At 46.2% G+C, this 18,863-nt stretch carries 16 protein-coding genes, 1 tRNA gene and 2 other RNA genes; 9 read left to right on the forward strand and 10 right to left on the reverse strand.

Annotated elements, in window-relative coordinates; genetic code table 11:
- Positions 1-157: 157 nt before the first annotated feature.
- The 4 genes from rpsU to FHQ23_RS00170 all read left to right on the forward strand — a co-directional run bounded on the left by rpsU (position 158) and on the right by FHQ23_RS00170 (position 4,474).
- Positions 158-373 (forward strand): 30S ribosomal protein S21, encoded by a 216-nt coding sequence (rpsU, locus tag FHQ23_RS00155; protein WP_034614227.1) that lies wholly within the window; start codon positions 158-160, stop codon positions 371-373.
- A 141-nt stretch (positions 374-514) separates the two neighbouring features.
- Positions 515-2,275 (forward strand): DNA primase, encoded by a 1,761-nt coding sequence (dnaG, locus tag FHQ23_RS00160; RefSeq protein WP_139612503.1) that lies wholly within the window; start codon positions 515-517, stop codon positions 2,273-2,275.
- A 94-nt stretch (positions 2,276-2,369) separates the two neighbouring features.
- Positions 2,370-4,232, forward strand: coding sequence for an RNA polymerase sigma factor RpoD (rpoD, locus tag FHQ23_RS00165; RefSeq protein WP_139612504.1), 1,863 nt, complete (start codon positions 2,370-2,372; stop codon positions 4,230-4,232).
- Between the two features lie 165 nt (positions 4,233-4,397).
- Positions 4,398-4,474: transfer RNA gene (locus FHQ23_RS00170), tRNA-Ile, on the forward strand.
- 125 nt (positions 4,475-4,599) lie between these two features.
- Here FHQ23_RS00170 and FHQ23_RS00175 read toward each other — a convergent pair.
- The 7 genes from FHQ23_RS00175 to FHQ23_RS00205 form a co-directional block, all read right to left on the reverse strand.
- Positions 4,600-5,547, reverse strand: a complete 948-nt coding sequence (locus tag FHQ23_RS00175) for a ribose-phosphate pyrophosphokinase (RefSeq protein WP_132964239.1) — start codon at positions 5,545-5,547, stop codon at positions 4,600-4,602.
- 96 nt (positions 5,548-5,643) lie between these two features.
- Positions 5,644-6,534, reverse strand: coding sequence for a 4-(cytidine 5'-diphospho)-2-C-methyl-D-erythritol kinase (gene ispE / locus FHQ23_RS00180; RefSeq protein ID WP_139612505.1), 891 nt, complete (start codon positions 6,532-6,534; stop codon positions 5,644-5,646).
- 5 nt (positions 6,535-6,539) lie between these two features.
- Positions 6,540-7,199, reverse strand: a complete 660-nt coding sequence (lolB, locus tag FHQ23_RS00185) for a lipoprotein insertase outer membrane protein LolB (protein WP_176552219.1) — start codon at positions 7,197-7,199, stop codon at positions 6,540-6,542.
- Between the two features lie 42 nt (positions 7,200-7,241).
- Positions 7,242-7,838, reverse strand: coding sequence for a division/outer membrane stress-associated lipid-binding lipoprotein (dolP, locus tag FHQ23_RS00190; protein ID WP_267963579.1), 597 nt, complete (start codon positions 7,836-7,838; stop codon positions 7,242-7,244).
- A gap of 56 nt (positions 7,839-7,894) precedes the next feature.
- A complete protein-coding gene (locus FHQ23_RS00195) occupies positions 7,895-8,491 on the reverse strand; it encodes a D-sedoheptulose-7-phosphate isomerase (protein WP_139612508.1) in 597 nt (198 codons plus the stop codon).
- Between the two features lie 8 nt (positions 8,492-8,499).
- Positions 8,500-8,913: a YraN family protein gene (locus FHQ23_RS00200; RefSeq protein WP_139612509.1), complete on the reverse strand. Its 414-nt coding sequence runs from the start codon at positions 8,911-8,913 to the stop codon at positions 8,500-8,502.
- A gap of 17 nt (positions 8,914-8,930) precedes the next feature.
- Positions 8,931-10,736: a penicillin-binding protein activator gene (locus FHQ23_RS00205; RefSeq protein WP_139612547.1), complete on the reverse strand. Its 1,806-nt coding sequence runs from the start codon at positions 10,734-10,736 to the stop codon at positions 8,931-8,933.
- A 113-nt stretch (positions 10,737-10,849) separates the two neighbouring features.
- Here FHQ23_RS00205 and rsmI point away from each other — a divergent pair, with 113 nt between their 5' ends.
- Positions 10,850-11,701: a 16S rRNA (cytidine(1402)-2'-O)-methyltransferase gene (gene rsmI, locus FHQ23_RS00210; RefSeq protein WP_139612510.1), complete on the forward strand. Its 852-nt coding sequence runs from the start codon at positions 10,850-10,852 to the stop codon at positions 11,699-11,701.
- A gap of 10 nt (positions 11,702-11,711) precedes the next feature.
- On the opposite strand, the gene FHQ23_RS00215 is transcribed toward rsmI, so the two are convergent.
- Both FHQ23_RS00215 and FHQ23_RS00220 read right to left on the reverse strand, forming a co-directional pair.
- Positions 11,712-12,254 (reverse strand): KdsC family phosphatase, encoded by a 543-nt coding sequence (locus FHQ23_RS00215; protein WP_139612511.1) that lies wholly within the window; start codon positions 12,252-12,254, stop codon positions 11,712-11,714.
- 11 nt (positions 12,255-12,265) lie between these two features.
- Positions 12,266-13,198, reverse strand: a complete 933-nt coding sequence (locus tag FHQ23_RS00220) for a KpsF/GutQ family sugar-phosphate isomerase (RefSeq protein WP_139612512.1) — start codon at positions 13,196-13,198, stop codon at positions 12,266-12,268.
- Positions 13,199-13,317: 119 nt separating this feature from the next.
- Here FHQ23_RS00220 and rnpB point away from each other — a divergent pair.
- An RNA gene (gene rnpB, locus FHQ23_RS00225) (RNase P RNA component class A) lies at positions 13,318-13,723 on the forward strand.
- Positions 13,724-13,758: 35 nt separating this feature from the next.
- On the opposite strand, the gene tesB is transcribed toward rnpB, so the two are convergent.
- A complete protein-coding gene (tesB, locus tag FHQ23_RS00230; RefSeq protein ID WP_139612513.1) occupies positions 13,759-14,622 on the reverse strand; it encodes an acyl-CoA thioesterase II in 864 nt (287 codons plus the stop codon).
- Between the two features lie 185 nt (positions 14,623-14,807).
- Here tesB and ffs point away from each other — a divergent pair.
- The 3 genes from ffs to rbbA all read left to right on the forward strand — a co-directional run bounded on the left by ffs (position 14,808) and on the right by rbbA (position 18,862).
- Positions 14,808-14,905, forward strand: an RNA gene (ffs, locus tag FHQ23_RS00235) — signal recognition particle sRNA small type.
- Between the two features lie 188 nt (positions 14,906-15,093).
- Positions 15,094-16,068: an HlyD family secretion protein gene (locus FHQ23_RS00240; protein ID WP_139612514.1), complete on the forward strand. Its 975-nt coding sequence runs from the start codon at positions 15,094-15,096 to the stop codon at positions 16,066-16,068.
- 58 nt (positions 16,069-16,126) lie between these two features.
- Positions 16,127-18,862, forward strand: a complete 2,736-nt coding sequence (gene rbbA, locus FHQ23_RS00245) for a ribosome-associated ATPase/putative transporter RbbA (protein ID WP_139612515.1) — start codon at positions 16,127-16,129, stop codon at positions 18,860-18,862.
- Position 18,863 lies beyond the last annotated feature (1 nt).

Consider the following 18,863-nt stretch of genomic DNA (forward strand, 5'->3'; position numbering starts at 1 on the left):
CTATAGCTCAAATTATAAACAAAGATCAACAGACTCTAAACTTTGCTTTGACTTTAGGCTATGTTTTGCATTAGAATTGCAAACCTTTATATCGTCCTGTCGTCTTAAGTGCGGCAATTAAGTTAAAATAACAAAGTTCCTTTGAGGTGAATGGCACATGCCTGTAATTAAAGTACGTGAAAACGAATCCTTTGACGTAGCATTACGTCGTTTCAAACGTTCATGCGAAAAAGCCGGTATCTTAGCCGAAGTTCGCAGCCGTGAGTTCTACGAAAAACCAACTACTATTCGTAAACGTGAAAAAGCGTCCGCACAAAAACGCCATGCAAAAAAATTGGCTCGTGAAAACGCCCGTCATACCCGTTTATATTAATTTAAACAGCACTACCGTTTTGGCGGTAAACTGTTAGAATTCAATAAAACCGTGATGCCCAGTGCTTCACGGTTTTATTATATAAAATTTTCTCTTTTTATTGCGTCATTTAAAATAACCTGAAGCGGAGCAATTGCACTGATGAAAGGTCCTATTCCAAGAACATTTATCGATGATCTCTTGGCGCGCACTGACATTGTCGAATTGATTAATGGACGCGTCAAATTGAAAAAAGCCGGTCGTGATTACCAGGCTTGCTGTCCTTTTCATCACGAGAAAACCCCCTCTTTTACTGTCAGTCAAAATAAACAGTTCTATCATTGCTTCGGTTGTGGTGCGCATGGCAATGCGATTGGGTTTTTAATGGAGTATGACAAACTGGAATTTGTGGAAGCTGTGGAAGAGTTGGCGGCAATGCACGGCTTGGATGTGCCACGCGAGCAACGAAAATTTGATTCAGAAAAAGGGGCGAGTTTAAGTTATCAAAGTAAGCGCGATTTGCATCAATTGATGCAAGATATTGCCAATTTTTATCAACAAAATCTGACAAATGATATTCCGGCACAGACCTATGTGGCAAAGCGCGGTTTATCGCCGGAAGTGATTACGCGCTATCAAATCGGCTTTGTGCCGAATCGCATGGACAGTGTGCTGCAACGTTTCGGGCAAAGCCGAGAAATGCAGCAGCAGTTGCTGGACAGCGGTATGGTGTCGAAAAATGATCGTGGTAATATTTATGATCGGTTTCGGCACCGGTTGATGTTCCCGATTCGTGATCGGCGAGGACGAGTGATTGCGTTTGGTGGTCGGGTGCTGGGCGATGAAAAGCCGAAGTATTTAAATTCACCGGAAACCGCAATCTACCACAAAGGCAATGAACTGTACGGATTGTACGAAGCGCTGCAAGACAATGCTGAACCCGATTTCTTGCTGGTGGTTGAAGGCTACATGGATGTGGTTGCCTTGGCGCAATTTGGCGTAAATAATGCCGTTGCTGCATTGGGCACCGCCACCACTTCAGAACAGATTCAACAACTGTTTCGCAGCTGTGAACAGATTATTTGCTGCTACGATGGCGATCGTGCCGGGCGAGATGCGGCATGGCGTGCTTTGGAAAATGCGTTACCGCACTTACACGATGGAAGGCAACTAAAATTTGTTTTTTTGCCTGATGGCGAAGATCCGGACTCTCATATTCGCCAAGTGGGTAAAACGGCATTTTTAGCATTTGTGGCACAAGCTAAAAACCTGAATGAATTTCTATTTGAGCAGTTGCTGCAACAAGTGGATTTAAGCAGCAAAGAAGGCAAGGCAAAATTAGCGGCACTCAGTGAGCCGTTGATTCAAAAAATTCCGGGCAAGTTGTTGCGCACCTATTTGGTGGAAATTTTGGGCAGCAAACTGGGGATTCTTGATCCGAACCAGCTGCAAAAACTGATTGCCGAGACCACACAATCTAGCGAAAGTGCGGTTACGGCACAGCCTAAAATTAAACAAACTCCAATGCGACTGCTGATTGCGTTACTGCTGCAAAATCCACGTTTGGTGGAAGCCATTCCAGATATTGAGCCGTTGCGCGATTTGGACGATCCCGGCTTTCAGTTGTTTTATAGTCTGGCAGCCTTGTGTCAAAGCCGAGTCGGCTTGACCACAGGGCAGATTCTGGAGCATTGGCGCGGAAAAGAAAACGAGAAGCCCCTTGAAATGTTGGCGGTTTGGGACCATCTTATCGACGATGACAACGTGGAAAAGACGTTTATGGATAATTTAGATTATCTGTATAACCGATTAATTGAAAAACGAATGGAATTGCTAATCGCCAAAGATCGAAATCAACGCTTGAGTTTGGAAGAGAAGAAAGAGTTAGCGGAATTATTACAGGCAAATAAATCCATTCGGTAAGAATCCGTTGGGTTGGAATCGGCAGCTATGGTATAATCCACAGCTGTAATTTGCCTTTTAACCTCAATTATCAATAAGTGCGGATATCAAATTTATGGAGCAAACCTCTAAATCTCAATTAAAACTGCTGATTGCCCAAGGAAAAGAGCAAGGCTATTTAACTTTTGCTGAGGTGAACGATCACCTGCCAGAAGAGTTGGTGGATGCCGAGCAGATTGAAGATATTATTCAAATGATCAACGACATGGGAATCCAAGTGCTGGAAACAGCGCCGGATGCTGATGACTTGATGTTGAATGAAAATATCGCCGATGAAGATGCGGTAGAAGAAGCCACACAAGTATTGTCGAGTGTAGAGGCTGAATTAGGTCGCACCACTGATCCAGTGCGGATGTATATGCGTGAAATGGGCAGCGTAGAGTTGTTGACCCGTGAAGGCGAAATTGATATTGCCAAACGCATTGAAGAAGGGATCAACGAAGTACAAAGTGCGGTCGCCGAATATCCGGAAGCGATCACCTCATTACTGGAGCAGTATGATCAAGTTGAAGCCGGTACTATTCGTTTGACCGATCTCATCACCGGTTTTGTAGATTTGAATGATATTGTGACCGAAGAGGCGGTGGAACTGTCAGAAAATTTTGATGAGGAAGACGGCGAAAGTGAAACCACTGCTGCAGATCTGGATGATGAAGAAGAAGAGAGTGAAGACGGAAATTCAGCAGATAGCGATGATTCTGATAATAGTATTGATCCGGAATTTGCCCGTCAAAAATTTACAGAGTTGAAAGAGCAGTATAGCGTAACCTTGGAAGTGATCAGAAAACATGGGCGCACCAGTAAAAAAGCCAAAGAGCATATTGCGGTGCTTTCCGATGTATTCCAACAATTCCGCTTAGTGCCGAAACAATTTGATAGTTTGGTGCTGTTGATGCGCGGTATGTTGAAGCGTATCCGTACCGAAGAGCGGTTGTTGCGTCGCTTGGTCAATGAATACAGCAAAGTGCCGAGCAGTTACTTTCCAAAAGGCTTTATTGGGCATGAGACTAGCGATACTTGGTTAGTTAAAGCGTTAAATGCGGGCAAACCATGGTCGGAAAAATTACAAAGCTACGAGCCTGAAATTCGTACCATTATTAGTAAGTTTGAAGTGATTGAAAAAGACAGTAGCTTATCGGTTGCACAAATTCGTGAAATCGGTGAACGGATTTCGCAAGGCGAACTGAAGGCGCGTCGTGCCAAAAAAGAGATGGTGGAAGCAAACTTGCGTTTGGTGATTTCGATCGCCAAAAAATATACTAATCGTGGTTTACAATTCTTGGATCTGATTCAAGAAGGCAATATCGGCTTGATGAAAGCGGTGGATAAATTTGAATATCGTCGCGGTTACAAATTCTCCACTTATGCAACTTGGTGGATCCGTCAGGCGATCACTCGTTCGATTGCTGATCAGGCGCGTACTATCCGGATTCCGGTGCATATGATTGAAACCATTAATAAATTAAATCGTATTTCGCGTCAAATGCTGCAGGAAATGGGGCGTGATGCCACACCAGAAGAGTTGGCGGAACGGATGAATATGCCGGAAGATAAAATCCGTAAAGTGCTGAAAATCGCCAAAGAACCGATTTCGATGGAAACGCCAATTGGTGACGACGACGATTCGCATTTAGGTGATTTTATCGAAGACAGCACCTTGGAGCTACCGTTGGATTCCGCTACTGCCGAAAGCCTGAAAATGGCGACGCAAGAAGTGTTAGATGGGCTAACCCCGCGTGAAGCCAAAGTGTTGCGGATGCGTTTCGGGATCGATATGAATACCGATCATACCTTGGAAGAGGTGGGTAAACAATTTGATGTAACCCGTGAACGAATTCGTCAAATCGAAGCCAAAGCACTGCGTAAATTACGCCACCCAAGTCGCTCAGAAAACCTGAAGAGCTTTTTGGACGAATAACGACAACAATTTATTTAAATTGATAAAAGTGCGGTTGAAAAGTTTACGTCGACCGCACTTTTTTGTTGGTGAATCAAGCTTGTTTTTTAGTCAACCAATGTTGAGTATCTAGACTTAGCCTAACGATTCCTCTATAATCTCAGCTCTTTATCCATACCGCATTTTGCCCCCATAGCTCAGTCGGTCAGAGCAGTCGACTCATAATCGATTGGTCACAGGTTCAAGTCCTGTTGGGGGCACCAACTCTTTCCACACTATCCCGCATTTTTTGTCTACTATGCCCCAATATTTATCCGTAAAAAAACTGCGCCGCTATGGTTGAAGTTTTCCACTTTTACGGCGCAGTTATTTGTCGAAATAAAGTAATTTAGTCAAACATGGCTGAAATAGACTCTTCATTGTTGATTCGGCGGATAGCTTCTGCCAACATACCGGACAGGGTTAAGATCCGCACTTTGTTCAATGCTTCGATTTCAGGGGCAAGTGGGATGGTGTCGGTGACGACGATCTCATCGATTGCGCCGCTGGCAATATTTTGTGCTGCATTGCCGGAGAAAATCGGGTGAGTTGCGTAGGCATAAACACGGCGCGCACCGCGCTCTTTCAGTGCATCGGCAGCTTTGCATAACGTGCCGCCGGTATCGATCATGTCATCAACCAGAATACAATCCCGACCAGCCACTTCACCGATGATGTGCATGACTTGCGATACATTGGCGCGTGGGCGGCGTTTGTCGATAATCGCCATATCGGTGTCATTCAACAATTTGGCAACCGCTCTGGCACGCACAACGCCACCGATATCTGGTGAAACTACGATTGGATTGGTCAAGTCGGTTTTTTTGACGATATCGTTGATTAAAACTGGTGAGCCGAAAACGTTATCAACTGGTACATCGAAGAAGCCTTGAATCTGTTCGGCGTGCAAGTCGCAGGTTAGCACGCGGTCAATTCCGACGCTGGAAAGAAAGTCGGCAACCACTTTGGCCGTGATCGGCACACGGGCAGAGCGGACGCGGCGATCTTGGCGAGCATAACCGAAATAAGGAATAACCGCTGTGATACGACCAGCAGAGGCGCGTCGTAAGGCATCAACCATTACAATCAATTCCATTAGGTTGTCATTGGTTGGCGCACAGGTGGACTGAATGATAAATACATCACTTCCCCGTACATTTTCATTGATCTGAACGTTGATTTCACCGTCGCTGAAACGACCGACGGTCGCTTTACCGAGAGAAGTATATAGGCGTTCGGAAATTTTTTTGGCCAAAGCCGGTGTGGCGTTTCCGGCAAAAAGCTTCATGTCAGGCATGTTTTAACCCCAAGTTGGATATTGAAAATTATGATTGCGCTGCAATCTGTGAAATTTACTGTAAAATCTTATCTCGTTAGTGCGTTATATCAGACTTTATCTGGTTTTTCCGAGCAAAATATGCAGCGGGGAGCGGTTCATTCCTCGTGCAACAAAAGCATTTATAGTATTGGGTAATTGTTCACATACTTGTTGTGCGGCTATTTTATTGTCAAATTCGGCGAAAACACAGGCGCCGGTTCCTGTTAGCCGTGCAGGTGCATATTGTAGCAACCAGTTTAGCAAATGTTCAACCTCAGGATAGTGATCCCTGACAATTTTTTCACAATCATTGGAAAATTCTTGTTTTAATAGTGTCGTTAGCGATTTTTTAGGGGTATGGCGTGGCAGTGTGGGATCGCCAAAAATTTCGGCGGTAGCGATACTGACATTGGGTTTAGCCACTAAATACCATTTTTCTTCGGGATAACAAGCCGTTAATTCTTCGCCAACCCCTTCAGCAAAAGCGGCATTGCCATAAATAAAAATCGGAACATCAGCACCGAGAGTGAGTCCCAGCTTTGCTAAGCTATCCAAATCCAGATTGAGCTGCCAAAGTTGGTTCAGTACCATAAGTGCGGTTGCCGCATTCGATGAACCGCCGCCGACACCGCCGCCCATCGGTAATACTTTATCTAAATACAGATCAGCACCTAACTGGCAGCCGCTATGTTGTTGCAGTAGCTTTGCGGCACGGTAAACCAAGTTGTGTTCGGGAGAAACACCCTCCAAGTGCGGTGTGAGATTAATTTGTGTATCGTTTCTTACATGAACTGTGAGCCAGTCGCCGTAATCCAGAAATTGAAATAGGGTTTGCAGCTCATGGTACCCGTCGCTACGTTGGCGATTAATGTATAAAAACAAATTGAGTTTAGCTGGACAAGGATAACGCCGTTGTAGCGCATTTTCACTTAGAGCTGCGCTGTTGAAGTGATAAGATTGATCCATCCGACTTAAAATTTCCACTCGTCAACCCGAATTTTCAATTGTTGTCGTTCAGCGGAAATCAGAATATCTTTCGGTAACGGCGGTTGTTGCTGCAAGTAGTAATCGGTATATTTTGCCTGCCATTGTTGTCCGTTGATCGTGTAATTTAACTCTGCCAACACATAATCTTGCCCGACTTTATACTGGTTGCTGCCTTGTGGTTGACCTTTTAGCCAGTAGCTGAACAGTTCGATTGGAAATTCCATGCCGACTATCTCTTGCAGCAGCGCTTGTGGATTATCTGCTGAGCGTCGGTTACCTTTATTATCCGTGACCACCAAGCCTTGTGGGGTCATGCGAAAAGTCATAGTAGTAGCGCTCAAGGCGGAAGAGAGGTGCAGTTGATAGTGCTGATCGTCCACAAATTGCCAGTCGAAACGGGTGGAAAACCGCTCTTCTGGGCTAATATAGCCCAGTTGACCGCTGCTACGGTAGGTTTTGATCTGATTTAAATATTGCAGTTGCTGCTGCCAAAGCTGTGAGTGTTGATCGACATAAACGATAGTTTTTTCCGGTTCACTGACGCTACAGGCGCTTAACACAGCGCAGAGTAACAACGTGCTGCTGATTTTTTTATAGTCGGCAGCCGCAAACTGATTTAAGGCGTACTGTTTGATTACTTGCAAAACGATATCCTTGCTGGTCAGAATCCCATTGAGGATTCTTGATTAATTAATATAAGAGAATACCTTGATGACTTTGGTTACTCCGCCGACATAGCGAGCATCTTCAGCGGCGGCATTGGCTTGCGCCTGAGTCACATTTCCCATCAGGAATACTTCGCCGTTTTCGGTGATCACTTTCACATCAGTAGATTTAACCGCAGAGTTCAGCAACAGTTTGGATTTGATTCTAGTGGTGATCCAACTGTCGGTGCTGATTTGTCTAAAGCCGATTTTTTCACCAACACGAATCTCATTATAGATATCTGTTACCCCATTGACCCCGCTGGCAAGATTTTTAGCTGTCTCGCGCAGGGATTCATTTGGTACTTGTCCGATTAATAGTACTTTAGTGTTATAAGAGATAATATTGATACGGGCATCTTCTTTAATTTCAGGATCTTTGTTTAAAGCGGAAGAGACTCGAACCTCCAGGGTTTCATCATCAATTTGGGTACCCGCAGTGCGTGGATCGGTTGCGACTTTGGTGGCAACGGCAGCCGTGCCGACCACGGCGGTGGTGATACAAGCTTGCAGACCTAAGGTAGCAAGCAAAAGAAAACTGAGTTTAATAAGTTTTGAGGCGGTTGTCGTGCATGGCATAGTACGTAACATAGACGCTCCTGAAATTAGAGTTTATCTGAATTTGGTGTTTCATATTAATGGGAAAACAGGCGATGTTCAATCAAGTCACATAAAATATTGATCACAAGTAGGTGATTTTCAATAATTCTAGCTTCTTTTTGCGCCGGAATTGAAATATCTAAGTCATCTTCACCCAAAGCACCGCGGATATGGTCATTTTGTCTGCCTGTCAGCGTGATAATCGGCAGCTCTTTGCTGTTAGCGGCATGAATCAAATTCAATACCGCCTCTTCACGACCTTGTGGCGAAAGCAGAATCAGTACATCACCGGGTTGTGCGACACATTCAAATTGGCGCAAGAAGATTTGTGCCGGATTGTTGTCGGCTATAATTGAGGCACCGAGGGCGCCGTCTAAACCGATTAATATTGCCGGTAAGCTGGGGCGTTCTAAGTGGTAGCGGTGCAGCAAATTGGTTACCAGAAATTGTGCATTGGCATTTGAGCGCCCATTGCCGCAGACAATGATTTTATGCCCGTCAAGCAAGCAGCCGACCAGCATTTCAGAGGCTTGCACGATACTCTCTGACAGGCTTTCGGTTGCTGAAATTTGGGTTTGAATGCTTTCGGTGAAAGTGTTTTTAACTTTGTCTAATAAATTGTTATCATTCATATCGGTTGTTAATGATTAAATTCAATAAAATGTTTAAACCAATGAAGGTGCGGTTCGGGTTGATCTTTATGTTGATCAAAAGTGATCAAATCAAAGCGGCAGGCGCAGGTTTCCAAACTTTTATGTTGTTGGTTCAACCAGGTCTCAGCTGCCTTAATCCAACGCTGTTGTTTTTGGGCAGAAATACTTTCCCAAGCATCACCAAAGCGGCTATCACTGCGTTGACGCACTTCGACAAAAACCATAAAGTCTCCGTCCTGCATAATTAAATCTAATTCACCACAGGAGAAGAATTGATTAGCGGCGATAAACTTCAATCCTTGTTGCTGCAAAAAGCGGCGCGCCTGATGTTCAAATCGCGCCCCTTGCTGTCGGGTATTGGATACCGCACTTTTTCTAACCGGTTTATTGCCACTCAGCATATTTTGAATGGTTGCAATTAATTTAATATGCGAATCACTCCGCCTTGGTATTCAAGCCACGCCATATCACGATCAATATTACAGCCGTTACCAGCACTTAACTTGCCGGTTAAACCATTAATCGTATATCCTGGAATTTGGCGTAATTCATTGAATTTATTAATTAATAACCAAGCATCTGAGCCCATTGCATATAAACGGATCAGCGAATAATCGCCACCCAACGTATTGGCGACTTGGTTATATTGGCTGTTTTGTGTATCGCTCAGGAAAGGAATTTCACTGAATTTCAATCCTTCCATTGTCAGACGGTAATCAGGACCATTATTTGGCGAATTACTACGTGAAGTCGCATATAGTTTCAAATTGCGACCATAGGCAGAATTATTGATCATATTTTTAATATCGAGCAAATCGTTGCTGTCGGCAACAATATACAACGCTTGAATATCTTCACGGGTGTAACTATTGGTTTGTACATTAGCGCCGGTAATTGCTGCAATAGTTTCACTGCGCTGTTCACTTTGTGAATTGCCTAAGCCGCTTTGCAATGCCGCTAAAATATCATTAGCTGAATGATAGAACTGAGTTGAAGCATCAGTTGCCGCAAGTTGCTGCCAACGCAAGTTGAATGCAGACGCGGTGCGTTGTCCCAAATCATTTTGTGGCACAATCACCAACGGATTACGGATACCGTCATTCCAGATACGGTCAGCTGCTGAACGGGCTTCCGCTTCAGGCGACAGTCCGTAATAGCAGACGTTGGCGATAGGCTGTGCATTGGCGGTAGAATTGAGCGCCAAAACTTGCAAGCCGCTGGTGTCACCTGCCAGCAGGTTATCAACCTGATTTTTGATCAAAGGCCCGACAATGGCTTGTATTCCGTTGGCTTTTGCTTGGGCGATAATATCAGCCATAGGGGTAGTCATGGTGTCGTAAGTGGTGATTGTCACCGCACTTTGTCCACGCGCATCATCAAAGCCTTTTTTAATCGTGTTACCGATCAATTGAGCGTTGCCACTGGTCGGCAGTAACAGAGCGATATTGCTTAAGCTTACTTGTTGATAATTCAGCGCATCCTGAATTTCAGTCGGCAGCAAGTAGGCAGCGCTGTGGTTCGGGTAAGCACTGCGCCAGCTTTGAATTGCATTACGCAGATTTTCCGGTTGGGCAATATTGCTGTTATAAGCATTAATCAACGATAGCCAGCCGTTCAAGGCAATATCACCGCTTTCCGGCGCAATATTGCGCAGGGTAGTGGCGTTGCCAGCACGCAGCAATTTCCAGATATTATTGATATTTTGCTGTTTGCGTTCGGTGTCGCTGATCACCTGGTCGGCGAGCACTAGCGATCGTAACGCATCGGTCAAATTGTTTTGATTGTCGGCAATTTTAGCTTGGGTGATATAGTAGCGTGCTTTTTGTGAATTGCTCAGCTGATTGAGAGGAATCGTTTGTAAGGTTGTGTTGGCATTGTTGTTGGCGCGTTTGTTGGCATAAATTTGTGCCATAAGCAAATTTTTATCCAATGTTTGCTCTTTATCCAATTTTTGCAAAGAAGCGAGCAAACTTTCCGCTTGACTCATTTTGTTTTCAGTCAACAGAACCCGTGCTGCCAAGAGCTGATAGTTGGTCTTTTCAGTATTATTGGTGGCTTGTTCCGCGCGGTTTAAGTAAAACTCAGAGCTGGCATTGGCGTCACGTTGCAGCAGACTACCACCGGAACCGGAAAAAATATCAGTACCGCAAGCGGCAAGGAATAGCACCATCAAAAACGGCATTAACAGGGATTTAATGTTGCAACTTTGTAGCAAAATGGCCACAACATTGGCTTTAGGCAGATTAGTCTTAGACATAGCAGCTCCAAATTCGTTAGAATAACAAACTCGATCTTACTTATCTCAAACACTAAAATCAATCAAAGACGTAATAATTTATGGATAATCAAGCAGGAATTTTATATATCGTTGCCACCCCTATCGGGAATTTGCAGGATATCAGCCAGCGGGCGCTGACAATTTTAGCGACAGTTGATCGGATTGCAGCGGAAGATACCCGTCACAGTGGGATATTGTTGAGCCATTACGGCATCAAAAAACCGCTGTTGGCGCTGCATGATCATAATGAACAGCAAAAAGCCAATAGCCTGGTCGAACGATTGCAGCAGGGCGAAAATATTGCATTGATTTCTGATGCCGGAACGCCCTTGATCAGCGATCCGGGCTTTCATTTAGTACGCCAATGCCGACAAGTTGGGATTAAAGTCGTGCCGATTCCCGGTGCTTGTGCCGCAATAACCGCACTTTGTGCCGCCGGAATCGCTTCGGATCGTTTCTGCTTTGAAGGATTTTTACCGGCGAAAAGCAAAGCTAGGCGTGATAAATTCGAATTGCTGAAAGCCGAGCCACGCACCTTGATTTTTTATGAATCGACCCACCGGATTCTGGACAGCCTGCAGGATATGCAAAGCGTGTTGGGTAGCACGCGTTATGTGGTGTTGGCACGTGAACTGACCAAGACTTGGGAAAGTATTCACGGCGATAGCATTGAAAATTTATTGATATGGCTACAACAAGATGACAACCGTACCAAAGGCGAAATGGTGCTGATTGTCGAAGGGCAAAGTGCGGTTGAGGAAAGTAAATTTTCTACCGAGGCAATCAAAGCGTTAGAGCTGATTAGCCAAGAACTGCCGTTGAAAAAAGCCGCTGCGATTGTTGCCGAGCTTTACGGTTATAAAAAAAACGCGCTGTACCAATTTGGGCTAGCGCATTTTAAAGCGGGGTAATCAACAGTCCCTACTGCGCCATTTTTTTTGCTGCAGCGAGAAAGCCCTGTGCGCTGCGATAGATCTCATCTTTGCCCTGCACTGCTAAAATCAGGTCGGACAGTTCGCGAAAAGCCCCTTTGCCGCCGGCAAGGCTTAAAGTGCGGTCAGCAGCTTGTTTAACGTAATCCGGTGCATCGGCAACGGCAGCGGAGAAGCCGCAAACGGCAAAGGCGGGTAAGTCGACGCTGTCATCGCCGATATAAGCAGTTTGTTCGGCGCTGACACCGGCTCGTTGCATCAATTCAAAACAGGCGCTCTCTTTTTCTAGTTTACCGAGCAAAAACAGATCGATTTTTAGATCGGCAATCCGTTTGCGTAAAATTGCCGAATCACGCCCTGATAGCACCGCCACTTGAATGCCCGATTCGATCAACATACGAATGCCCAAGCCGTCACGCACATGGAAAGATTTCAAAGCCTCGCCATCGGCATCGTAATATAAGCTGCCATCGGTCAACACACCGTCGATATCGGTGATCACTAATTTGATCTTTGTAAGTTTCTTGTTCATCTTTTTCCTGCTTAGTGAGAGAATTCAAACAACCCGACCACTTTCTGTTGCTCCAACACGATCAGCGAATGAATTTTATGTTGCCGCATATACTCTTCTGCTTGATTTAGATAAGCGTCGGCTTGGATTGTTTTTGGATTAGACGACATGATATCTTTGGCTTGTAGGCGAACACATTTGATCCCTTTGGCGGTAAATGCACGACGGATATCACCATCGGTAATGATGCCTTTCAAATTTTCGTCTTGCATCACGATTGCAATTCCCATGCGGCCCTCGGTCATTTTGGCGACACAGTCGGCAAAAGCGGTTTCTGGGCTGACTATCGGCAAGCTAGTTTGCATCATATCACGCACTCGGCTGAGTAATCGGCGCCCTAAACTGCCGCCCGGATGAAAACGAGCGAAATCCATCGGTTGGAAATCGCGGGCTTTGATTAGTGCAATCGCAATCGCATCGCCCAGTGCTAAGGTCACCAGTGCCGAAGTCGTCGGTGCTAGATTGTTCGGACAGGCTTCGCGCTCAACTGCAATATCCAAAATATAGTCAGCGTGTTTTGCCAAAGTGGATTCAGGATTGCCGGTCATGGCAATAATCCGGTTGCCGAAATTTTTCAGGCTGGGAATCAATTTATTGACATCATCGGTTTCGCCACTGTAGGAAATTAAAATCACAATGTCGATTGGCTTCAACATACCGAGATCGCCGTGAAAAGCTTCGGTCGGGTGCAGAAAAAAACTCGGCGTGCCGGTGGAAGCAAAGGTTGCCACCATTTTTTTACCGATTAAACCGGATTTGCCGATACCAGCCACCACTAAACGCCCTTGACATTGCAAAATCGCCTCGACTACTTGTGAAAATTGATTGTCCAAGCGTAAGCTGAGACGGTTAAGAGCATGTTCTGCAATCGATAATGTTTCTTGTCCAATCTGAATATAGTTCATAAAAACCTTATGTGGAGAGGGTTATTAGCATGATGGGCTCATTCTATCCGAACAGCATAATTTAGCAAGTCCGGTGTAAAAGGCTATCTTCGGCGGTAAAATTTGGGTATACTGCGCGCCGAGTTGGTCAGGCAATCGCTGGTTTATTGAAGCTCTCAACCGTTGTTGCGGCGTCACAGTCGCAAAATAACCTAGAGGACAAGTAGACGAGAGGAAAGTCCGGGCTACATAGGGCAGAGTGCCGGATAACGTCCGGGAGGCGTGAGCCTACGACAAGTGCAACAGAGAGCAAACCGCCGATGGCTTTTTTGAAGCACAGGTAAGGGTGAAAGGGTGCGGTAAGAGCGCACCGGGCGACCGGTAACGGTTCGTTGCAGGGTAAACTCCACTCGTAGCAAGACCAAATAGGAACTCAATGGGTGTGCCCGCTCAGAGTTCGGGTAGGTTGCTTGAGCGTTGGTGCAAACCAACGCCTAGAGGAATGATTGTCCACGACAGAACCCGGCTTATCGACCAACTCGACTTCTCTTTTTATTTTGTCACCGCACTTTTATCTTCCTTTAATCAGCAGTAAAACGAATCAGCCCCTCTTGCTGAGTGGTGGCAATCAGCTTCCCGTCTTGATCAAAAATCTGTCCTCGTGCCAAACCGCGTGCCGCATAGGCATTATTACTTTCCACCGCATGCAGCAACCAGTGATTCAAGTCAAATGGACGGTGAAACCAAATCGCATGGTCGATGGTGGCGACTTTCATGCCTTTTTCCAAAAAGCCTTTTTTGTGTGGGTGAAGTGCGGTCAGCAAACAATGGAAATCGGAAAAATAGGCCAACAGACATTGATTGATTTTTAAATCTTCCGGCACCTTCCCGTTCGCTTTAAACCAGGCATATTGCTGCGCCGGAAACTCACGCCCTTGGAACGGATTATTCAAATATTTTGCCCGCACATCAAATGGACGGTCGGCAATCAGCGTCTCTTTGATTGACGGTGGTAAATATTGCGCAACGGCACGTACCGCTTCCAGTTCGTTGATCAGTTGATCGGGCGCTTCAACTTCCGGCATTGGGCTTTGGTGATCAAAACCGGGTTCGGCGCGTTGAAAAGAAGCCGTAACATGGCAAATCGGCTCATTGTGTTGAATCGCTTTAATTCGAAGTGCGGTAAAGCTGCGTCCTTCGCGTAGGGTCTCCACATCGTATAAGATCGGGTGCTGCGCATCACCGCCGCGTAAAAAATAAGCATGGCATGAGTGTAGGAGCCGATCTGTTGGAGCAACATTAATGCCGGCGGCAAGAGCTTGTGCGATTACTTGCCCGCCGAACACTTGGCGCAAGCCGAGATCGACGCTTTGCCCCCGAAAATAGTGATCGTCAATGGTTTCAAGGGTGAGTAAATCAATCAGTTGGTTGAGAACATTTGACATCGCGATACCTCTTGCTTTGAATTAGATGGTAAAAAGTTATAGCAAAATCATCGGCAAAAAACAACTGAGTGCATGATAAATAAGCAGCTTTCCCCCTAAACTGCTGCGCTTAAACTTGCATTGCAACGCTAATTATAGGACAATGCACCGCACTTGACGGTTTCACCGCCAATCCAATGGATTCCCTCTTGGTTCCTCGCAATGGTATTTGGTTCACCGGGTCAGATTCGGAAGAAAGCAGCCCAAGTCAAATTTCCGTGTGCCGAGATTCAGCTGAGAGGGAGTCCACCCAAATTTCCTCACTTTATTATCATTCTCGCTAAATTACCGCACTTTTGATCGGCGCTTTGCCTTGCTATCACGGCTAGTTATTTGTTAAAGTAAGTTTTGAACAACTTAGTAACGCTAGTTACTATTTGTCTCATATTCTGTACTACTCGCAAAAACGTGATTGCAATATGGGGTACTGTGATGAAAAAAATAATAATTCTCTTGATCGTGTTGACCGCACTTTTGGGCGCAGCAGCGTATTGGTTTGTTAAGCAGCAGCAAGCGCAAGACGATAGTGGTATGGTTTCGGTTAACGGGCGCTTGGAACTGGCAAGGATGGACGTTGCCAGTTTATATGCGGGTCGGGTTGAGTCAATTGTGGTTGAAGAGGGACAGCAGGTTGAAAAAGGTGCGTTGCTGGCGGAGTTGTCTTCCACAATAGCGCAATCGCAAGTGGCGGCAGCACAGGCGCAACAACGGCAAGCCGAGCTAGCGGTTCAGAGGGCGCAAGCGCAGATCGAAGCTCAACAGCAACAGCTGAACGTGGCAGAAATGGATTTAGCCAATGCACAAAAAATGCGACGTGATAATTTGATTTCCAGTTCAGAATTGGAAAAACGCCAAGCGCAGCGTGCTGCTGCAATAGCGGCATTACAAGCGGCACAAGCGGCAAAAGGCGAAGCGCAAGCAGCGGTGCAACAAGCTCGTGCACAGGTGACGCAAGCCGATTCGGTGGATCAGGATATGGCAGTGCGGGCGCCACAAGCCGGACGAGTGGAATATAAATTGGCGGAAGTCGGCAATGTGATTCCTGCTGGCGGAAAAGTGGTCAGCCTGCTGAATCTGGAAGATATCAGCATGAACCTGTTTTTTCCGGGACCAACGGTCAATAAAATCCCATTGAACAGTGAAGCGCGGATTGTGTTGGATGGCTTGGATCTGGTTTGGCCGGCAACGGTTACCTATATTTCTGCCGAATCGCAATTCACGCCCAAATATGTTGAAACCGCAGAAGAGCGTGAAAAGTTGGTGTTTAAAATCAAACTACAGATTCCGACTGTGGTTGCACAACAATATGGTGCCTATTTGAAAGGCGGCATGACTGGTGTTGGCTATGTTTTAATTGAACGAAACGGACAATGGCCAGCGGAATTGCAAGTCAAATTGCCGCAGTAACCGCCATATTAAGATATAGACGGAGAATAGCGTGAGGCAGGCAGATTCAGGACCTTCAGTGGCAAATGCACTTACGTTGCAACAACTTTGTCACCATTACGATAAAATCGTGGCGCTGGACAATGTGTCGCTAACCTTGCCACAAGGCGTGACAGCAGGGTTGATCGGACCAGACGGTGTCGGCAAATCGACGTTGTTGTCGCTGATTGCCGGTGTCAAAATGATTCAGCAAGGCACGGTGCAAGTGCTTGGGCTTGATCAAGCCAATAAATCTGATCGTCAAACACTCTCCAGCAAAATTGCTTTTATGCCACAAGGTTTGGGCAAAAATCTCTATCCAACCCTCTCAATTAACGAAAATATCGACTTTCACGCCCGACTGTTCGGCTTAAATTCGCAGCAGCGTAAGCAACGGATTCAGCGTTTGTTAGATGCTACCGGGCTGACACCGTTCGCCGATCGTGCTGCCGGAAAATTATCCGGTGGCATGAAACAAAAACTCAGCTTGTGTTGCGCTTTGGTGCATAATCCAGAATTGCTAATCTTAGACGAACCGACCACTGGTGTGGATCCGCTGTCACGCCGTCAATTTTGGCAATTGGTTGCAGATTTGCGTGCTGAGATTGAGGGAATGACGGTGTTGGTGGCAACTGCTTATATCGATGAAGCAGAACAGTTTGATTATCTGCTGGCAATGGATGACGGCAAATTGCTGGTGCATGCGCCGACTCGAACAGTGTTGCAGCAGAGCGGTTGTCAAAATCTGGAGCAAGCCTATATCAAATTGCTGCCACCAGACAAACAAACACAGTGGGACGATTCACAAATACCGCACTTTGAGCCGGATCCCGATTCGCCGCCAGCGATTGAAGCGCATGGGCTCAGCAAAAAGTTCGGCGATTTCACTGCGGTGGATAATGTCAGCTTCAGTATTGCACGTGGTGAAATCTTTGGCTTTCTCGGCTCAAACGGCTGTGGTAAAAGTACCACCATGAAAATGCTGACCGGCTTATTGGACTCCAGTTCCGGCAGCGCCGAATTATTGGGCAAAAGTGTGAATGCCAATGATATGCAGACTCGCAAACAAGTCGGTTATATGTCGCAGGCGTTTTCACTGTATGAAGAGCTGAGTGTGCGACAAAACTTGGTGCTGCATGCCAAGCTATATCAATTGGAAGGGCGGCAGGGCGAAGCGGCAGTCGCTTCGGCACTGCAGCAATTCGAGCTGGAGCAGGTGGCAGACAGTCTACCGACCGCACTTTCGCTTGGCGTACGACAGCGGTTGCAGTTGGCGGCAGCATGCTTGCACCATCCGCAAGTGCTGATTTTGGACGAACCCACTTCTGGGGTTGACCCGGCAGCGCGCGATATGTTTTGGCAATATTTGCTGAAACTGTCACGTCAAGAACGGATCACGATCTTCGTTTCCACCCACTTTATGAATGAAGCGCAGCGCTGTGATCGGATTTCGTTTATGGATCGCGGCAAAGTTTTAGCCATCGGCACACCGCAAGCGTTGCAGCAACAGAAAAAGGCGGCGACATTGGAACAAGCCTTTATCTTGTATTTAGAAGAACAGCAGCCGCAGCAGGCGTTGCAGACGAATCCAACAGAGCTATCAGCCAACACCGCATCACAAGATCAGCCGCCGTTGGATCTATCGTTTGGTTGGGGTTATTGGTTCAACATCATTTGGACGTTTGCGGTGCGCGAAGGCAAAGAGCTGCTGCGCGATCGAATCCGTTTACTATTTGCGATTTTTGGGCCTGTGACGCTATTGTTGGCAGGCAGTTGGGGCATTTCGTTTGATGTCAGCAACTTAAAATTGGCAGTGTTGGATCAAGATAAAAGTTATCAGAGTCGAGAGTTGATCACACAATTTTCAGCGTCGGATTATTTCGAGTTGGTGGAAATGTTGCCCGATCGGCAGAGTATTTCCAATCGCTTAAACAGTGGGCGTGCCCGTTTGGTGATAGAGATTCCACCAAATTTTGGACGCGATTGGTTGCAGCAGAAAATACCGCAAGTAGGATTGTATGTTGATGGTTCAATGCCGTTTAATGGCGAAAATATCGTCGGCTATAGCCAAGGAATTATTGCTGAATATGTACAGCAGCTGTATCGGCAACAGGGAATAACGTTCGATAGCCCAATGGAGCTGGAAGTGCGGTTTATCTACAATCAAGCCTTCAAAAGTGTGAATGCGATCTCGCCGGGGCTGATTATGCTGACCTTGATGATGATTCCGGGCATGATGACCGCACTTGGGGTGGTGCGCGAAAAGGAGATTGGCTCGATTACCAATCTTTATGCCTCACCGGCATCGGTTCGGCAGTATTTATTGGGCAAACAACTGCCGTATGTAGCGCTGTCAATGCTGAGCTATCTTTTGTTGGTGTTGCTGACCACCACACTGATTGGTGTGCCGCTAAAAGGCTCTTTTTGGGCAATGAGCTTGGGTGCACTGGGGTTGATTTTGGCATCAACGGCGTTCGGATTGCTGATTTCGACTTTTGTGCAGTCGCAAGTAGCTGCAATTTTTGCCACCGCAATCATCAGTATGGTTCCGGCGTTGAATTTTTCAGGCTTGCTTTACCCGATGTCAACACTGAGCGGCGCCGGCTACTATATTGGTTGGGGTTTTCCAACCAGTTGGTATAACTTAATCAGTTTGGGAGCGTTCACCAAAGGCTTGGGATTTGCCGATTTCTTACCGTTTTATGCAATGTTGCTGCTGTTTTTTGTGCTATATCTGAGCCTTGCTGGGCTGTTACTGAAAAAGCAGGAGAAATAAG

This window comes from Testudinibacter crocodili (genome assembly GCF_006228025.1).
In the GTDB taxonomy this organism is placed as follows: Bacteria; Pseudomonadota; Gammaproteobacteria; order Enterobacterales; family Pasteurellaceae; genus Chelonobacter.